The organism is Pseudomonas benzopyrenica (assembly GCF_036884265.1).
Classification (GTDB): Bacteria; Pseudomonadota; Gammaproteobacteria; order Pseudomonadales; family Pseudomonadaceae; genus Chryseomonas; species Chryseomonas benzopyrenica.
This window is the reverse complement of the sequence record NZ_CP145723.1, coordinates 4,748,893-4,764,154: the sequence shown is the minus strand read 5'-3', so window position 1 is coordinate 4,764,154 and position 15,262 is coordinate 4,748,893. Positions and strand designations below refer to the sequence as shown.

Sequence of the window (15,262 nt, the reverse complement as noted above, 5' to 3'; positions counted from 1 at the left end):
CCAGGATCAAGTTAGAACAGGAGAGGAGTCGCCGGGAAAATCCCAGCTCGGCAGCAGCTGTGCCGGGGTGATGAGTGCCCGCAGGGATTCCATGCTGGTCTTTTTCTGTTGTGCCAACAGTAGGGTGTCGATCAGCAGGTCCTGGGTCGCCTGCGGCAGGTCCGGATAGAGCGGCACGCAGAGGATGCGGTGACTCAGCTTGCGCGAGACCGGCTTGATCGCCTGAGGCTGCAGGTAGTCCAGGGTTTCCAGCGACGGATAGAAGTAGCGGCGCGGATTGATGCCGACGGCGTTCAGGGCCTTCTTGGTGTCCAGCAGACTCGGCTCGTCGCGCAGGCCCACCGGGAAGTAGCTGTAGTTCAGCTGGCTGCCGTAGGTGGGGCGCTGCAGGTCGAAGGCGCCCTGCAGGCGTCGCTCATAGTGCTGACCGATGACGGCGCGGCGGGCCAGGATGTCTTCCAGCTCGTCGAGGATGCACAGCCCCATGGCCGCGGATACCTCGTTGAGCTTGGCGTTGATGCCCACGCCTTCGATGCGCTCGGCATCGACGATGCCGAAATTGATCATGCGGCGGACGCGCTCGGCGAGCTCGTCGTCTTCGGTGATGATCGCGCCGCCTTCGATGGTGTGGAACAGCTTGGTGGCGTGGAAGCTGACGGTGGTGATGTCGCCCCACTGCAGCACCGAGCGGCCTTCGAAGCGGGTGCCGAAGGCATGGGCGCCGTCGTAGACGACCTTGAGGCCGTGGCGGTTGGCGACCTGCTGCAGGCCACGGACATCGCAGGGATTGCCGAACACGTGGGTGGCGACGATGGCCGAGGTGTCAGGCTCGATGGCGGCTTCGACGTTGGCCGGATCCAGGTTCCAGGTTTCCGGGTGGATGTCGGCGAAGACCGGGCGGATCCCTTCCCAGTGCAGGGTGCTGGTGGTGGCGACGAAGCTGAACGGCGTGGTGATGGCGCTGCCGGACAGGCCCAGGGCGCGATAGGCGACCTGCAGGGCCAGGGTACCGTTGTTGACCAGGATGATGTTTCTGACACCCAGATAATCGCGCAGGCGCTCTTCGAGCTGAGCGTGCAGAGGGCCTTGATTGGTGATCCAGTTGTTGGCGTAGATCTTGTCGATATACGCCTTGAAGCGTTCCTTGTCGCCCAGGTAGGGCTTGGTCACATTGATCATGATCCGGTACCTGCTTATCGAGTCCTTGATACGTGTCGGTTCGGTCAAGCGTGTTCGGCGACGGGGCTGGCCATCGGCCGGAAGGGGACGCCGGGCTTGTCCAGCCGCTCCAGAACCGATTCGAGGGCCTCGCGACTGGCATCGTTGTGGAACTGCCAGACCCCATAGATGCGTCCGGAAAAGGACGCTTCGCTGCCCAGTCGGGGGTCGACCGCCAACCCCGAACCCAGGCCGAACAGGTGCAGGCCCTTGAGGCGCTGGCCGTGCTGGTCCAGCGGGCTGCCGGCCGCGTCGGAATCCAGACCGCCGCGCAGGGTGCGCAGGGTCAGCGGACGACCGTCCTGGCAGCGCAGCTCGGGCACTATGGGTTGGTAACCCATGCCCTGAACCAGCAGGGCGGCGCTGTCGAACAGCGTCTGGGCGCTGGCGAGGCGCTCGGCGCTGCCATCCAGGTGCAGCGTCTTGACCTTGACCGGGGTACCGCCGATGGCCTGACCGGCCAGGACCTGGCGACCGATCTCGTGGGCTCGGTAGCGCAACCCGCCCGAGCGGTTGACCCGCTTGGAAATGGGGCAGATGTCCTGCAGCGGGTCGAAGTCATAGCCGGCGGCCAGGGCTTCGGCAGCGGTCTCGTAGAACAGTCGGATCGGCGAGCGATGGACCAGGGTCAGTTCGCGCAGGCCGTCGTGGTGCAGGGCACTGGCCAGGTTGTCCAGGGCGGAAAAGGCGCTGTGGGACCCGCCCACCACGCAGATCGGACCGCCATCCTTGAGACGGGCACGATAGCGCTGGCGCAGGGCCTCGGGTTGCAGGCGCAGCAGGCTGTCGGAGCTGTCGATCGAGGCGCTCTGGGGCAGCTGCAGACCCATGGCCTGGCTGCTTTCCTCGAAGCTGGAGCGGGTCTGCTTGCCGCCCAGGTTCAGCACCAGGCTGGAGGTGCGCACGCGGCGGATGGCGCCGGCCTGTTCCAGCCAGACGACATAGCTCGAACCTTCGCAGGTGACCTCGGTGATACGGGTCTGGCGCCAGGTGGGGATACCGTACTGGCGTTCCAGCCAGGGCAGGATCAGGCCGGCGGCCTGCTGGAAGAGCTGGCCGACGATGGGCAGCGCCGGCGCTTCCTGGGCATTCAACTTGAGGTGGCGAAAGGTCGGCGAGGCCTGCAGCGGCGCCAGGATGGGCGCCAACAGGGGGTCGCGCAGACAGTCCAGGAAGACGTCGCTCACCGAGTTGGCGATGATCTGATAGTCACCCAGCTTGCCGGCACCGAGTTCGGTCCCGGCGTCGACGATGATGGTGCCCGCCTGGGCCAACTGCTCCAGGGCGCCACGCTTGATGGCATTGAACAGGAATCCCAGGCCCGCCGGACCAGCGCCGCCAATTAGACATCCTAATGTCGCTTCCGATAGATCATTCCTTGCCATCGGGGCATCCTCTCCGCGCGCCATCAGGGCGCAATTAACGTGGTTGAAACTGGCTTTCGCCGTGCCCGGCAGTCAGCAAAAAATGCAGCAGAGCTTTTTAATCTTTATTGAGTAAATGACCGTCTGATGAACGTCGGTCAGGACCCGCGACAGCCAGTGCGGATAACTAATGCTTGGTTGTCAGTGCCAGGACTTCGCCAACTTGCTCGAGACTGTCTAGCGAGCGCTTTCCACTCTTTTCGAACTGATCCGAACCAGCACGCAGGGCCCTGAAGCCCGCGGTAGCTTGTTTGCCCGCACCGCCATTCGCTTGCCCGTTTCAGGCAAGACCGAAGTTGCGTGAGCAAAGAGAATTAAGTCCAGTTCAGATGACATCCATGTAGTCCTGCAGGTGCTCGCTGGCACGGTGATCGTCCCGCTCTGTCCAGCGCCTGGGCATGGCTACCGCACAGGTTTACCGCGTCTTGGCTGGTAACCGGTCCGGTTCGGACATGGCTACCGCACGGGTTTGCACCTGGACGGAATGAACAGAGGGTTTAGTTACCGATATCAAGGCCTGACAACGCAACGTCCAGAAACCTGAGAAACCATCGGCGAGACGCAGAGGAGGGGGAGGTAATGCTGTCTTCCCTGACCTGTACGGCAGCAGATTCAGCGCGCAATCCCAGCGCTACTTCGAATCTGCGGCAATGATTGTCAAAAGGGTTTGGACTGTCAACGCGAGGTCCGGCAGGGGAAGTTGGTCAGCGAGACGGCCATTACTGCTGTTGTTCTTAGGGAATAGACGGCCAAATGAGGTGTGCTTGGCAAAAAACCGTCGGCTCCCGAAGTTTTTGGTGAAGAGAGTCGCAAAGCAACTGCTAATGCGGGCTGCAAGTGTGACGAATATTTTGACGATTGGTTAACAGAATCGAAGGAGCAAGCAGACGGCTGGCAAGCGCGAAAAACTCAGCTTTTCATTATTTAGTATTACTATTTTTCGGTCTGCCTGACCATCCCTCCAGCACGGCGGGAAGCTCGCTCAGGCTGCGGACCTCCGCATCCGGTTTGCCGGGGCCCTGCCAGGAATGCTGCAAGGGGTTGAACCAGACCGCGCGGATACCGGCGCGCTGGGCGCCCTCGACATCATCCACGGGGTTGTCCCCGACGTGCACGGTGGCCCCGGCGGGAATGCCGGTGAGGCGCAGGGCTTCGCGAAAGGGCGTGGGGTCGGGCTTGCCGACACCCAGTTGCTCGGCATTCAGGGCGAAGCGGAAGTAGTCGGCCAGGCCGATGGTCTGGACGTCCGCATTGCCATTGGTCAGCACGCCCAGGGTGTAGCGATCGGCCAGTTGCTCCAGGGTGGGGTGGACGTCGTCGAACAGGGTGACCTGCTGGCGGGCGGCCAGGTAGACCGCGAAGCCCGCTTCGGCCAGCTGGGCGGCCTCGGGTTCGCCATAGCCGGCATCGAGCAGTGCCTGGTGGATGACCCGGCGGCGCATCTCGCTGACCCGGTGCTTGAGCCCGGCGTCCTGCTGCAGCAGGCGATCACGGATCGCCCAGAGGTGCTCCACCGGAACGCTGCCCAGCCGCGGAGCGGCATCGGCGAACCAGTCGCGCAGCAGGGCCTCCGCGGAATGAATGACGGGAGCGATTTCCCAGAGGGTGTCGTCGAGGTCGAAGGTCACGAGGCGAATCGTCATCGGCTGGCCTTGCGCTTGGCGCGGGGGTGCGCCTTGTCATAGACCTCGGCGAGCTGGCCGAAGTCCAGGTGGGTGTAGATCTGGGTGGTGGCGATGTCGGCGTGGCCGAGTAGCTCCTGCACCGCGCGCAGATCACCGGAGGCGCTGAGCATGTGGCTGGCGAAGCTGTGCCTGAGCATGTGCGGATGCAGGTGCTGGCCCAGTTCGCGGACGCCGGCCTCGCGCACCCGCAGCTGCACCGCGCGGGGCGTCAGCCGCAGACCGCGCTGGCCGATGAACAGGGCATCGTCACGCGGGGCGGCCTGGGGTCTGACCTTGAGCCAGGTCTCCAGGGCGTCGCGAGCCTTGCTGCCGATGGGCAGCACCCGTTCCTTGTTGCCCTTGCCGCGCACCTGAACCAGGCCCTGGGCCAGGTCCACATCCGCCAGGTCCAGACCCACCAGTTCGGACAGCCGCAGCCCGGAGCTGTAGAAGAGTTCCAGCAGGGCCTGGTCGCGCAGGGCGAGAAAGTCGTCTTCCACGGCGCCGTCGAGCAGCTGCATGGAGCGGTCGACGTCGAGCACCTTGGGCAGGGCCTTCTGGGCCTTGGGCGGCGAAAGCCCATGGGCCGGGTCCTGGCTGCAGTGACCTTCGCGAATCAGGTAGAGATAGAAGCCGCGACAGGCTGAAAGCAATCGCGCCAGGCTGCGGCTGGAGGCGCCAGCCCGGTGCAGCTGGGCGATCAGGGCGCGCAGGCGGCGACTGTCCAGGCCGCCCCAGTCGCTCAGCCCCTCGGCTTCGACGAAGGTCAGCAGCTTGCGCAGATCGCGGCGGTAGCCGTCGAGGGTGTGGGGCGAAACCTGGCGTTCCAGGCGCAGATGGTCGAGATAGGCGTCGAGCTGGACCTGCATGCTCCGCTCCCCGGCTCAGCGCACCGTACGCAAGGGGACGGGAAAGCGTGGGAGTACCCGCGCCAGGACTTCCGCCACGTGGCTCAGGAACAGCGTGCCCAGGCTGCTGCGATAGTGCTGGGGGTCCGGGCTGCCGATCGCCAGGACGCCATGCAGGCCCTGGTGGGACAGCGCGGCAACGGCGGCGGAGCCGACCTCTTCCTTGGCGGAGTCGCCGAAGAGAAAGGCCAGCTCATGGGCGCGCAACACGCCGCTGGTGGTTTTCTCGCCACCCAGCAGGCCGCCGATGACCTTTTGCGCCTCGCCGGGCGTGACGCTGCGGCCGACCGGCAGGGGATGCTCGTGGAACAGGATGAGGCCGACGTAGGGCACCTTGAATTCATGGCGCAGGCTGTCTTCGACCGTGCTGATCACCTCTTCGAGGCTGTTGGCATCGAGCAGGCCGATGATCAACCGGCGGGTCTTGTCGAACAGCCGGTCGTTGTCCCGTGCCACATCCATGAGGTGGGCCAGGCGCTGACGCATCTCGCCGTTGCGATCGCGCAGCAGGCCGAGCTGACGCTCGACCAGAGAGATGGCGGTACCCCGCTGGTGGGGGACGCGCATTTCCGCCAGCAGCTCTTCGCGGTCGGCGAAGAAGTGTGGGTGATCCAGCAGCCAGTCGGCGACCAGGTCCGGGTTCAGTTCGGGGGTCTCGCTCATACTCTTACCTGGCCTTCATAGACACGGGTGGCCGGACCGGTCATGAGCACCGGTTGGCCGACGCCGTCCCACTCGATGTTGAGCAGGCCGCCCGGCAATTCGATGCTGACCGGAGAGGTCAGCCAGCCCTGGCGAATCCCGGCCACGGCGGCGGCGCAGGCGCCGGTACCGCAGGCGCGGGTTTCGCCGACACCGCGCTCCCAGACCCGCAGGCGGGCGCGCTGGGCGTCGATGATCTGCAGGAAGCCGATGTTGGCCTTTTGCGGAAAGCGCGGATGGCACTCCAGCTTGGGTCCGAGGGTGAGCACCGGCGCCTGGTCGACGTCGGCGACCCGCAGCACGCCGTGGGGGTTGCCCATGGAGACCACCGCCAGCTCGACCGTCTCGCCGTCGACCTGGACGGCATGGCTCAGGGTCTCCGCCTCGGCGATGAAGGGGATCTCGGCGGCCTGCAGACGCGGTGCGCCCATGTCGACGCGCACCTGGCCATCACCCTTGAGGTGCAATTCGATGATGCCGCTCTTGGTTTCGACGCGGATCTGCTTCTTGACCGTGAGGCGCTTGTCGAAGACGAAGCGGGCGAAGCAGCGGGCGCCATTGCCGCACTGTTCGACCTCGGAGCCATCGGCGTTGAAGATGCGATAGCGAAAGTCCACGTCAGGCGTGGTCGGGGTCTCGACGATCAGCAACTGGTCGAAGCCAACCCCGGTATTTCTATCTCCCCACAGACGGACGTGTTTGGGCTGGATGTGGGCGTGCTGGCTGATCAGGTCGAGGACCATGAAGTCGTTGCCCAGACCGTGCATCTTGGTGAAGCGCAGTTGCATGGAACTCCCCTCAGGCCGGCAGCCGGCTCTCGCCTGCGAAGAGTTCTTCCAGCGTCTCGCGCCGACGGACCAGGTGCGCCTGGTCGCCATCCACCATCACCTCGGCCGCACGGCCGCGGGTGTTGTAGTTGGAACTCATGGTGAAGCCATAGGCCCCAGCGGAGCGGATGGCCAGCAGATCGCCCTCGGCCAGCACCAGCTCGCGGTCCTTGGCGAGGAAGTCGCCGGTCTCGCAGATGGGACCGACCAGGTCGTAGCGGCGGGCTTCGCCCTGGCGCGCGACCACCGGCTCCACCGCCATCCAGGCCTGGTACAGCGCCGGACGGATGAGATCGTTCATCGCCGCGTCGACGATGGCGAAATCCTTGTGGGTGGTGTGCTTGAGGTACTCCACGCGAGTCAGCAGGACGCCGGCGTTGGCGACGATGAAGCGGCCCGGCTCGAACACCAGGGTCAGGCTGCGCCCGGCGATGCGCTCGCGGATGGCCTGGATGTAGTCGCCGGCCAGGGGCGGTTGTTCGTCGCGATAGCGCACGCCCAGGCCGCCGCCGAGATCCAGGTGGCGCAGGACGATGCCGCGCTCGGCGAGGCGATCGATCAGCGCCAGGAGGCGGTCGAGGGCGTCGAGGAAGGGCGGCAGGGTGGTGAGCTGGGAACCGATATGGCAGTCCACGCCGAGAATCTGCAGATTCGGCAGCTCGGCGGCGCGGGCGTAGACCGCCTCGGCGTCGGCGATGTCGATGCCGAACTTGTTTTCCTTGAGACCGGTGGAAATGTAGGGGTGGGTGCCAGCGTCGACGTCGGGATTGACCCGCAGCGAGATCGGCGCGACCACGTTCAGTTCGGCGGCCACCTGCTGCAGCCGTTCCAGCTCGTCGGTGGATTCGACGTTGAAGCAGTGCACGCCCACTTCCAGGGCGCGGCGCATGTCGTCACGGGTCTTGCCGACCCCGGAGAACACCACCCGGTGCGGATCGCCACCGGCGGCCAGGACGCGCTCCAGTTCGCCGCGGGAAACGATGTCGAAGCCGGCGCCGAGGCGGGCCAGGACATTGAGCACGCCGAGGTTGGAGTTGGCCTTGACGGCGAAACAGACCAGGTGCGGCAGACCGGCCAGCGCATCGGTATAGGCGCGGTACTGGCCCTCGATGTGCGCTCGCGAATAGACGTAGGCGGGGGTGCCGAATTCCTGCGCCACGGCGCTCAGGGCTACCCCTTCCGCATGCAGTTCACCTGCACGGACAGCGAAGACTTCCATGGTGGCTCCTTAGAACACGTCGTGGCGGTGTTCTTTGGCGGCTTTCTGGTCGTCGGGCAGGTACAGCGGGCCTTTCTGACCGCAGCCGGCCAGCAGGCAGGCGCAGGCGATGAAGAGGAGAGACAGGCGCTTCATGACGCTAAACCTTTATTCAGGCGAATATTGCCCGGAGTATAACGGGGTTGAGCGACTCTTTGACACGCCCGGATGGCTGAAGCGCAGCTGCCGACAGCCGCCGCGACTGGACGTCATCTGGGCAGCCCGCTACCGTGCGGCGATTCTTTCTCTTCTTTCGAGGATCGTCATGAGCCGGCTCAGCGAAGCGCAATTCCATCACCTCGTCGACCAGACCCAGCGTCAGGTCGAAGACGCCTATGACGACAGCGGTCTGGACCTCGATCTGGAAAATGCCGGCGGCGTGCTGACGATCAAGTTCGACAACGGCAGCCAGGTGATTCTCAGCCGCCAGCCCCCGCTGGTGCAGCTCTGGGTCGCCGCGCGTTCGGGTGGCTATCACTTCGACTGGGACGGCCAGAACTGGATCTGCGACAGCTCGTCCGAGACCCTCGGCGCGCTGCTGGTACGGGTGACCCTGGAGCAGACCGGCGAGAGCGTCGCCTTGCCCGGGCTGTAATGACCTGCGGTCGGTGCAGCTTGACCCGAGCCTTGAGCCCTGTGCTAGCGTGACCTGACGGCGCCTTTCGAGCGCCGTTTTCTTTTGTCGCCCTTGTGCGGCCTCTCGCTGGGCGCCGGTCGCCCGTCATCCCAGTGGTCCGCCGCACCGCGCGGTTGGGCCGCATCGTCTCGTCTTCCAGGAGTCCGCCATGCGTCATGCATCGCCCATCACCGTTTCCGCCGTCGATCTGCCCCGTCTCGAACGGCTGCTCGACGCCCTGCCCGAGTTCGGGCCCGTGGCCGAGGCCCTGGACGAGGAACTGGCTCAGGCGCGAGTGGTGGCGCCCGAGGAGATCGGCGCGGTGGTCACCATGAATTCGCGGGTGCGCTGCCGCGAGACCGACACCGGCAAGGAGTATCAGGTGGTGCTGGTCTATCCGGAGGACGCCGACGCGGAGGGCCGGATTTCGGTGCTGGCGCCGGCCGGCAGCGCGCTGCTCGGGGCGACCCTCGGCGAGCGCCTCAGCTGGCCGGTGCCCGGCGGCAAGGAGCAGCAGGTGGAGCTGCTGGCGTTGGAGCCGGTCGAGGCCTAGTCGTCCGCGACCTCGGGCAGTTCCGGCAGGGCCCGTAGCAGGCGCTCGTAGTGGGCGCCGTCGAAGGGGCGATCGGCGGCGAGCATGGCTTCGATCTCGAAGGACAGTGCCTGAGCCATCAGCAGCACCGCTTCCTCGCGTTCGTAGCCGACCAGGGTCAGCTTGTTGAGCACGGCCTGGACATAGGCCGGCTCGGCAGCGGCAAGCTGGTTCTCCACCGCTTCGATCAGATGGGAGGAGACAAAGGATTCTTCGTCATCGGTGTGGTCAATCATGTTTGGATACCTTTTGTTACAGTGCGACCCCTGATGCTGGCCTGGAGTCTTCTCGATGATCACCTGCTATCGCCTGTCCGCCAACGAGCTGGTGGCCCAGCCGCTGTCGCCGGGAGACGCGCTGCCGGACGATTTGCTCTGGGTCGATCTGCTCGACCCCAGCGAGGCGGAGGAGCGCTATCTGGAGCAGGCACTGGCGATGGACATCCCCACCCGGGAAGAGATCGCCGAGATCGAGGAATCCTCGCGACTCTACCAGACCGACCAGGCTCTGCACCTGACCACCACCGTCGTCAGTGGCTTCAGCGAGCATCAGCCGCAGGCCTCGGTGGTCAATTTCGTGCTGACGCCCGAGTGGCTGGTGACGGTGCGCTACGCCGAACTGGCGGCCTTCAAGACCTTTCTCGGCAAGGCCCAGCAGCAGGCGAGCCAGCATTGTCGCAGCGATGTCATCTTCGCCTCGCTGCTGGATAGCCTGGTGGACCGGGTGGCCGACATTCTCGAATCGGTACAGGCGCATCTCAATCGCCTGGCCAAGGCGGTGTTTCGCGAACCCCTGGATCCCCATCAGGCCAAGCAGCCGAAGACCGACCTGCAATCCATCGTCAAGCAGCTGGGGCGCAGCAACCAGCTGCTGGCCCAGCTCAGCGAGAGTCTGCTGGGCATCAATCGCATCGTCTCCTACCTGCGCCGGGCGGGCGCCACCTGGATCTCCGGCACGGCCAAGACCTGGTTCAAGACCTTGGAGCGCGACGTCCGCTCGCTGAGCGATTACCAGGCCAAGATGAACGGCGAGATCGGCTTTCTGCTCGACGCCACCCTGGGGTTGATCAGCGTGGAGCAGAACAACATCGTCAAGGTGTTCACCATCGCCTCGGTGCTGTTCCTGCCGCCGACCCTGGTGGGCACCGTCTACGGCATGAACTTCAAGGTCATGCCGGAGCTGGACTGGCACTTCGGCTATCCGCTGGCGCTGGGCGCCATGGTGGTCTCGGCGTTGATTCCCTATGCCTGGTTCAAGTTTCGCCGCTGGCTATAGCCGGCGGCATCCATCGCACTTCAAGGAGGCAACACTATGCGTATCGGATTCATTGGCCTGGGTGGCATGGGCCAGGGCATGGCCGCCAATCTGCTCAAGGCCGGTCATGAGGTCGTGGTCTGGAATCGCTCCCAGGCGCCGGTCCAGGTGCTGGTCGAGCAGGGCGCCCGCGCGGCGGCGACGCCGGCGGAGGCCTTCGACGTGGAGGTGGTCTTCAGCATCCTGGCCAATGACGCCGCCACCCGCGAGGTGATCCTCGACAGCGGCGCCCTTGAGCAGGCACGGGTCGGGCTGATCCACGTCAGCATGGCCACCCTGTCGGTGGCCCTGGTGGACGAACTGGTCGCGCGCCATGCCGAGGCCGGCCTGGGCTATGTGGCGGCACCCGTCTTCGGCCGCACCGACGTAGCTGCCAGTGGCCAGCTCAACATCGTGGTGGCCGGCGAGCCCGAGGCGATCCAGCGCGTCCAGCCGCTGCTCGACGTGCTGGGGCGCAAGACCTGGCCGGTGGGCGCGGAGCCGCGGCAGGCCAACGTGGTGAAGATCGCTGGCAACTTCATGATCGCCAGCGCCATCGAGACCATGGGCGAGAGCACCGCCCTGGCCCGCAGCTATGGCGTGGAGCCGGCAGCGCTGCTGGAAATCCTCACCAGCACCCTGTTCGCCGCCCCGGTGTACCAGAACTACGGACGCCTGCTGACCGAGCGAAAGTTCTCGCCCGCGGCCTTCAAACTCAGCCTGGGGCTCAAGGACGTCGGCCTGGCCCTGGCGGCCGGGCAGGAAAAGGCGGTGCCGCTACCCTTCGCCAGCGTCCTGAGGGACAACCTGCTGGAGGCCGTCGCCCAGGGCGAGGGCGATCTGGACTGGATCGCGCTGGGGCAGAGGTCGCACAAGAAGGCCGGCCTCGACTGAGAACCTGTTTACGATCTCCTGGCCGTCGGCCATAGGCGTTAAAACAGCTTCGGAATGCTCATTTACAACTTGTAAACTGCGCTTCCTCAGCTGTTTTTGCCTTGTCTGGCTCTAGTCCAAAAGATCGTAAACAAGTTCTGAGCGCCTGCTCAAAATCCGCTGCGCGTCGGCCAAGCCGCGTTGGGCGTGGCTCGCGCGACCTGACCCAGATCCCGCGCCATGGCTACTTGCAGGCGGTGCCCAGCGCCGCCAGCGACAGCGGGTAGAACTGCAGGTTGTAGCCCGAGGTCTTGGCCTGGCTGCAGCGCTTGGTGCTGTAGAGACCGTAGTCGATGATCATCACCGGCTTCTTCTGGGTGCGGAAGTAGCTGTAGGCGTTGCACTCGGCGTAGTCGTAGCAGCTCTCGTTGAGGGCGAAGTCGAACTTGGTGTAGAGGCTCGGCACCAAATCCACGGCATTCTTCAGACCCACCAGCAGACCGCGCCTGTGCGCCTCGTCGGCCAGCCAGTTGAGGAAGTCCAGCTGCTGGGCCTTGGTCAGCTTGAGGCCGTTGGGGTTGGAGTAGCCGTCGACGTTGTCCGGGTCCACCCCTTGGCAGCCCTTCTGTACCGCCAGGTCCAGGCGCTTGGCCAGCAGCACGCGGACGTCGGCGCGACGGATGTCCAGCCAGCGCTCGCCCGGCCAGGCGTCCAATGCCTTGCCCAGGGCCGCCTTGGGATAGAGCGCGGCATCGGGCCGCCAGTCTTCCCAGGTGCCGGCGCTGAAATAGCAGATCACCGTCTTCCCATTGCCCTTCAGATTGGCGATCACCGCCTTGCTGGTGTCATAGAGATCGATGTCGTAGAGGGTACGATTGGGCTTCTGCAGCACGCCGTTCAGCTGGATATGCCAGGTGAGCGTCTGTGGCAGCGGCGGCGGCAGGGCGGCCTGGCTGGAAGCCGCGGCGAACATTCCGCAAAGCAGGATGGAGCAGGCTGAAAGGCGCATGAGACTTGACTCGAACGGCTGGTCAAGTCTCCAGTATCGGCGGCCTGGTCACTGTCCTGAGTGCCGGTGGTCGTGCCTATCGACGGCTGGTCGGCGGCCGCTTAGCGGCCTGCCAAGGCCTTCAGCCAGAGAGCCCTGTCGTAGACGGATTGCAGGCGGGCACAGTGCTACCAAGGCCATACGGCCTGGCTCTCCGTCAGGCAGAGCCGTCCGATGGACGGCTTGCCTGCTCCCGGGCAACCACCGCTGAGAGGCGGTGGGGAGCGCAAGACAGCTTTCAGCGCTTGGCCAGCAGCTCGCGGCCGCGCTTCACGGCGGCGCGGACCTGGGCCGGTGCGGTGCCACCGATGTGGTCGCGGGCATTGACCGAGCCTTCCAGGGTCAGGACGGCGAAGACGTCCTGCTCGATCTGATCGCTGAAGCGACGCAGTTCGTCCAGGCTCATCTCGGCCAGGTCCTTGCCGCTATCCACACCGTACTTCACCGCATGGCCGACGATCTCGTGACAATCGCGGAACGGCAGGCCCTTGCGCACTAGGTAGTCGGCAAGGTCGGTGGCGGTGGAGAAGCCGCGACGCGCTGCCTCGCGCATGATCTCGCGCTTGGGCTTGATGGCCGGGACCATGTCGGCGAAGGCACGCAGGGAGTCTCGTAGGGTATCGGCGGCGTCGAACAGGGGTTCCTTGTCTTCCTGGTTGTCCTTGTTGTAGGCCAGCGGCTGCCCCTTCATCAGGGTCAGCAGGCCGGTAAGGGCGCCAAACACCCGGCCAGTCTTGCCGCGGACCAGCTCGGGGACGTCGGGATTCTTCTTCTGCGGCATGATCGAGGAGCCGGTGCAGAAGCGATCGGGCAGGTCGATGAACTGGAACTGGGCGCTGGTCCAGAGCACCAGCTCCTCGGAAAAGCGCGACAGGTGCATCATCGCCAGGGAGGCGGCGGCGCAGAATTCGATGGCGAAGTCGCGATCCGAGACGCCATCCAGGGAGTTGCCACCGATGGCCTCGAAGCCCAGCAGCTCGCAGGTGACCTGGCGCTGGATGGGGTAGGTGGTGCCGGCCAGGGCAGCGCTGCCCAGGGGCATGCGATTGACGCGCTTGCGGCAGTCGACCAGGCGCTCGTGGTCGCGGGAAAGCATCTCGAACCAGGCCAGCAGGTGGTGGCCGAAGGTCACCGGCTGGGCGGTCTGCAGATGGGTGAAACCGGGCATGATGGTGTCGGCTTCGGTCTCGGCCAGTTGCAGCAGGCCGGCCTGCAGGCGATTCAGCTCGACGAGGATGGCGTCGATCTCGTCGCGCAGCCAGAGGCGGATGTCGGTGGCCACCTGGTCATTACGGCTGCGGCCGGTGTGCAGCTTCTTGCCGACCACGCCCAGGCGCTCGGTCAGGCGCGCCTCGATGTTCATGTGCACGTCTTCCAGATCGACGCGCCACTCGAAGGTGCCAGCCTCGATCTCGCGGCGGATCTCGTCCAGCCCCGCGACGATGGCGTCGCGCTCGGCTTCGCTGAGCACGCCGGCCTGGGTCAGCATGCGCGCATGGGCCTGGCTGCCGAGGATGTCGTGGCGGTAGAGGCGCTTGTCGAAGTCCACCGAAGCGGTGAAGCGGGCGACGAAGGCGTCGACGGGTTCGCTGAAGCGTCCGCCCCAGGACTGGTTGGTTTTTTCGCTGCTCATGGATCGGCCTGCTGCTGGGCTTGTCGGTGGAAGTGAGAGGGGGCCGATGATAGCAGTCCTGAGCGGGTTCCGGCCCGATTCAACGGAGCTGACTTGCCGACGAGTGGTATCTGACCCACACTGGCTCCATGATACTCGAACGCCGCAAAACCCCTCGGCCGGTCAAGGTCGACGACTTCTTCGTCCCGGCGCTCTGCGAACCGGAAGCCCTGCTCGTGCTGGTGGTGCTGGCCGAGCTGCTGGTCCTGGTCCTGGTCCTGGCGGAGCCCTTCACCCTGCAGTTCAACTGGATCCGGCTGGCGCTGGTGTCGCTGTTCGTGCAATGGATCGTGCTGCTGTCGGCGGCGCTGCTCTGTCGCCTGCGGCCCTGGCTCGCGCGGCATCGCCCGGTGGTGGCTGGCGGCTTCTGCTGCGCCATCGTGGTGGCCCTGACCCTGCTCTGCACCCTGGTGGCCGACTGGCTGCAACTGGCCGGTCCGCTGCAGCGGACCGGCGAGGTGCGGCTGTACATGCGCCATGCACTGATCGCCCTGATCATGTCCATGCTGCTGCTGCGCTACTTCTGGCTGCAGAGCCAGTGGCGCCGCCAGCAGCAGGCCGAACTGCACGCGCGTATCGAGTCCCTGCAGGCGCGCATCCGTCCGCACTTCCTGTTCAACAGCCTGAACAGCATCGCCAGTCTCATCGCCCTGGATGCGGACAAGGCCGAGCGCGCGGTGCTGGACCTCTCGGCCCTGTTCCGTGCCAGCCTGGCCCAGCCCGGCACCAAGGTGCGCTGGTCCCAGGAACTGGAGCTGTCGCGCCGCTACCTGGAGATCGAACGCCTGCGCCTGGGTGATCGCCTGCAACTGCAGTGGGACGTGGACGGAGTGCCGGCGGATCTGCCGATTCCCCAATTGACTCTGCAGCCGCTGCTGGAAAACGCCCTGATCTACGGCGTCGCGCCGCGTATCGAAGGCGGTTTGGTAACCATCTTCGCCACCTACCGAGAAGGGGTGTTCGAACTGGTGATCAGTAACCCCTACGATCCCGAGGTGGAGCAGCAGCCCCGCCCGCCAAAGGGTACTCGTCAAGCTTTGAGCAATATCGAGGCGCGATTAACGGCACTTTTCGGACCAGCTGCGAGTCTCAAAATCGAACGCCGCGACCAGCGGCATACAACGTCTCTTCGCTATCCATGCGAGCGACTCATGCGGGAAGCCTGAG

General features: G+C 65.3%; 16 protein-coding genes. 5 read left to right on the top strand and 11 right to left on the bottom strand.

What is annotated here, in order from left to right:
• Positions 1–6 precede the first annotated feature (6 nt).
• The 8 genes from V6W80_RS22540 to lptM all read right to left on the bottom strand — a co-directional run bounded on the left by V6W80_RS22540 (position 7) and on the right by lptM (position 8,097).
• A complete protein-coding gene (locus tag V6W80_RS22540) occupies positions 7–1,179 on the bottom strand; it encodes a DegT/DnrJ/EryC1/StrS family aminotransferase (RefSeq protein WP_017639379.1) in 1,173 nt (390 codons plus the stop codon).
• A gap of 44 nt (positions 1,180–1,223) precedes the next feature.
• A complete protein-coding gene (locus V6W80_RS22535; RefSeq protein WP_338545419.1) occupies positions 1,224–2,603 on the bottom strand; it encodes a pyridine nucleotide-disulfide oxidoreductase in 1,380 nt (459 codons plus the stop codon).
• Positions 2,604–3,562: 959 nt separating this feature from the next.
• On the bottom strand, positions 3,563–4,285 hold the full coding sequence (locus tag V6W80_RS22530; RefSeq protein WP_338545418.1) for an HAD family hydrolase: 723 nt from the start codon (positions 4,283–4,285) through the stop codon (positions 3,563–3,565).
• The gene (gene xerC / locus V6W80_RS22525; RefSeq protein ID WP_338545417.1) at positions 4,282–5,175 is read right to left on the bottom strand and encodes a tyrosine recombinase XerC; all 894 of its coding nucleotides are present in this window, start codon (positions 5,173–5,175) and stop codon (positions 4,282–4,284) included. Before xerC ends, V6W80_RS22530 begins: the two co-directional genes overlap by 4 nt.
• 15 nt (positions 5,176–5,190) lie before the next feature.
• A complete protein-coding gene (locus V6W80_RS22520) occupies positions 5,191–5,877 on the bottom strand; it encodes a DUF484 family protein (protein WP_059316580.1) in 687 nt (228 codons plus the stop codon).
• Positions 5,874–6,704, bottom strand: coding sequence for a diaminopimelate epimerase (gene dapF / locus V6W80_RS22515; protein WP_338545416.1), 831 nt, complete (start codon positions 6,702–6,704; stop codon positions 5,874–5,876). Before dapF ends, V6W80_RS22520 begins: the two co-directional genes overlap by 4 nt.
• 10 nt (positions 6,705–6,714) lie before the next feature.
• Complete coding sequence (lysA, locus tag V6W80_RS22510; protein ID WP_338545415.1) at positions 6,715–7,962, bottom strand: diaminopimelate decarboxylase; 1,248 nt, start codon at positions 7,960–7,962, stop codon at positions 6,715–6,717.
• Positions 7,963–7,971: 9 nt separating this feature from the next.
• Positions 7,972–8,097 carry an LPS translocon maturation chaperone LptM gene (lptM, locus tag V6W80_RS22505; RefSeq protein ID WP_007161378.1) on the bottom strand — a complete coding sequence of 42 codons (126 nt, stop codon included), beginning with the start codon at positions 8,095–8,097 and terminating at the stop codon, positions 7,972–7,974.
• Between the two features lie 169 nt (positions 8,098–8,266).
• Between lptM and cyaY the strand changes: the two genes are divergently transcribed.
• Positions 8,267–8,596 carry an iron donor protein CyaY gene (cyaY, locus tag V6W80_RS22500; protein ID WP_017639386.1) on the top strand — a complete coding sequence of 110 codons (330 nt, stop codon included), beginning with the start codon at positions 8,267–8,269 and terminating at the stop codon, positions 8,594–8,596.
• Positions 8,597–8,786: 190 nt separating this feature from the next.
• Positions 8,787–9,170: a nucleoside diphosphate kinase regulator gene (rnk, locus tag V6W80_RS22495; RefSeq protein WP_338545414.1), complete on the top strand. Its 384-nt coding sequence runs from the start codon at positions 8,787–8,789 to the stop codon at positions 9,168–9,170.
• Here rnk and V6W80_RS22490 read toward each other — a convergent pair.
• Positions 9,167–9,445 (bottom strand): hypothetical protein, encoded by a 279-nt coding sequence (locus V6W80_RS22490; RefSeq protein ID WP_231355644.1) that lies wholly within the window; start codon positions 9,443–9,445, stop codon positions 9,167–9,169. The two genes, rnk and V6W80_RS22490, sit on opposite strands and share 4 nt — an antisense overlap.
• 55 nt (positions 9,446–9,500) lie before the next feature.
• On the opposite strand from V6W80_RS22490, the gene V6W80_RS22485 reads away from it, so the two are divergent.
• Positions 9,501–10,484 carry a magnesium transporter CorA family protein gene (locus V6W80_RS22485; protein ID WP_160922046.1) on the top strand — a complete coding sequence of 328 codons (984 nt, stop codon included), beginning with the start codon at positions 9,501–9,503 and terminating at the stop codon, positions 10,482–10,484.
• A gap of 36 nt (positions 10,485–10,520) precedes the next feature.
• Entirely contained in the window at positions 10,521–11,396 is an 876-nt protein-coding gene (locus V6W80_RS22480; protein WP_068384664.1) for an NAD(P)-dependent oxidoreductase, read from the top strand.
• A 223-nt stretch (positions 11,397–11,619) separates the two neighbouring features.
• On the opposite strand, the gene V6W80_RS22475 is transcribed toward V6W80_RS22480, so the two are convergent.
• Together V6W80_RS22475 and argH are read right to left on the bottom strand one after the other, a co-directional pair.
• Positions 11,620–12,384 carry an endo alpha-1,4 polygalactosaminidase gene (locus tag V6W80_RS22475; protein WP_338545413.1) on the bottom strand — a complete coding sequence of 255 codons (765 nt, stop codon included), beginning with the start codon at positions 12,382–12,384 and terminating at the stop codon, positions 11,620–11,622.
• 277 nt (positions 12,385–12,661) lie between these two features.
• On the bottom strand, positions 12,662–14,056 hold the full coding sequence (gene argH / locus V6W80_RS22470) for an argininosuccinate lyase (protein ID WP_017639392.1): 1,395 nt from the start codon (positions 14,054–14,056) through the stop codon (positions 12,662–12,664).
• Positions 14,057–14,184: 128 nt separating this feature from the next.
• Between argH and V6W80_RS22465 the strand changes: the two genes are divergently transcribed.
• Positions 14,185–15,261, top strand: a complete 1,077-nt coding sequence (locus tag V6W80_RS22465) for a sensor histidine kinase (RefSeq protein WP_017639393.1) — start codon at positions 14,185–14,187, stop codon at positions 15,259–15,261.
• The last annotated feature ends 1 nt before the right edge of the window (position 15,262 follow it).

Coding starts and splice junctions, on each gene's coding strand:
- V6W80_RS22540 (WP_017639379.1), bottom strand. CDS start 1,179: ATGATCAATGTGACCAAGCCCTACCTGGGCGACAAGGAACGCTTCAAG.
- V6W80_RS22535 (WP_338545419.1), bottom strand. CDS start 2,603: ATGGCAAGGAATGATCTATCGGAAGCGACATTAGGATGTCTAATTGGC.
- V6W80_RS22530 (WP_338545418.1), bottom strand. CDS start 4,285: ATGACGATTCGCCTCGTGACCTTCGACCTCGACGACACCCTCTGGGAA.
- xerC (WP_338545417.1), bottom strand. CDS start 5,175: ATGCAGGTCCAGCTCGACGCCTATCTCGACCATCTGCGCCTGGAACGC.
- V6W80_RS22520 (WP_059316580.1), bottom strand. CDS start 5,877: ATGAGCGAGACCCCCGAACTGAACCCGGACCTGGTCGCCGACTGGCTG.
- dapF (WP_338545416.1), bottom strand. CDS start 6,704: ATGCAACTGCGCTTCACCAAGATGCACGGTCTGGGCAACGACTTCATG.
- lysA (WP_338545415.1), bottom strand. CDS start 7,962: ATGGAAGTCTTCGCTGTCCGTGCAGGTGAACTGCATGCGGAAGGGGTA.
- lptM (WP_007161378.1), bottom strand. CDS start 8,097: ATGAAGCGCCTGTCTCTCCTCTTCATCGCCTGCGCCTGCCTGCTGGCC.
- cyaY (WP_017639386.1), top strand. CDS start 8,267: ATGAGCCGGCTCAGCGAAGCGCAATTCCATCACCTCGTCGACCAGACC.
- rnk (WP_338545414.1), top strand. CDS start 8,787: ATGCGTCATGCATCGCCCATCACCGTTTCCGCCGTCGATCTGCCCCGT.
- V6W80_RS22490 (WP_231355644.1), bottom strand. CDS start 9,445: ATGATTGACCACACCGATGACGAAGAATCCTTTGTCTCCTCCCATCTG.
- V6W80_RS22485 (WP_160922046.1), top strand. CDS start 9,501: ATGATCACCTGCTATCGCCTGTCCGCCAACGAGCTGGTGGCCCAGCCG.
- V6W80_RS22480 (WP_068384664.1), top strand. CDS start 10,521: ATGCGTATCGGATTCATTGGCCTGGGTGGCATGGGCCAGGGCATGGCC.
- V6W80_RS22475 (WP_338545413.1), bottom strand. CDS start 12,384: ATGCGCCTTTCAGCCTGCTCCATCCTGCTTTGCGGAATGTTCGCCGCG.
- argH (WP_017639392.1), bottom strand. CDS start 14,056: ATGAGCAGCGAAAAAACCAACCAGTCCTGGGGCGGACGCTTCAGCGAA.
- V6W80_RS22465 (WP_017639393.1), top strand. CDS start 14,185: ATGATACTCGAACGCCGCAAAACCCCTCGGCCGGTCAAGGTCGACGAC.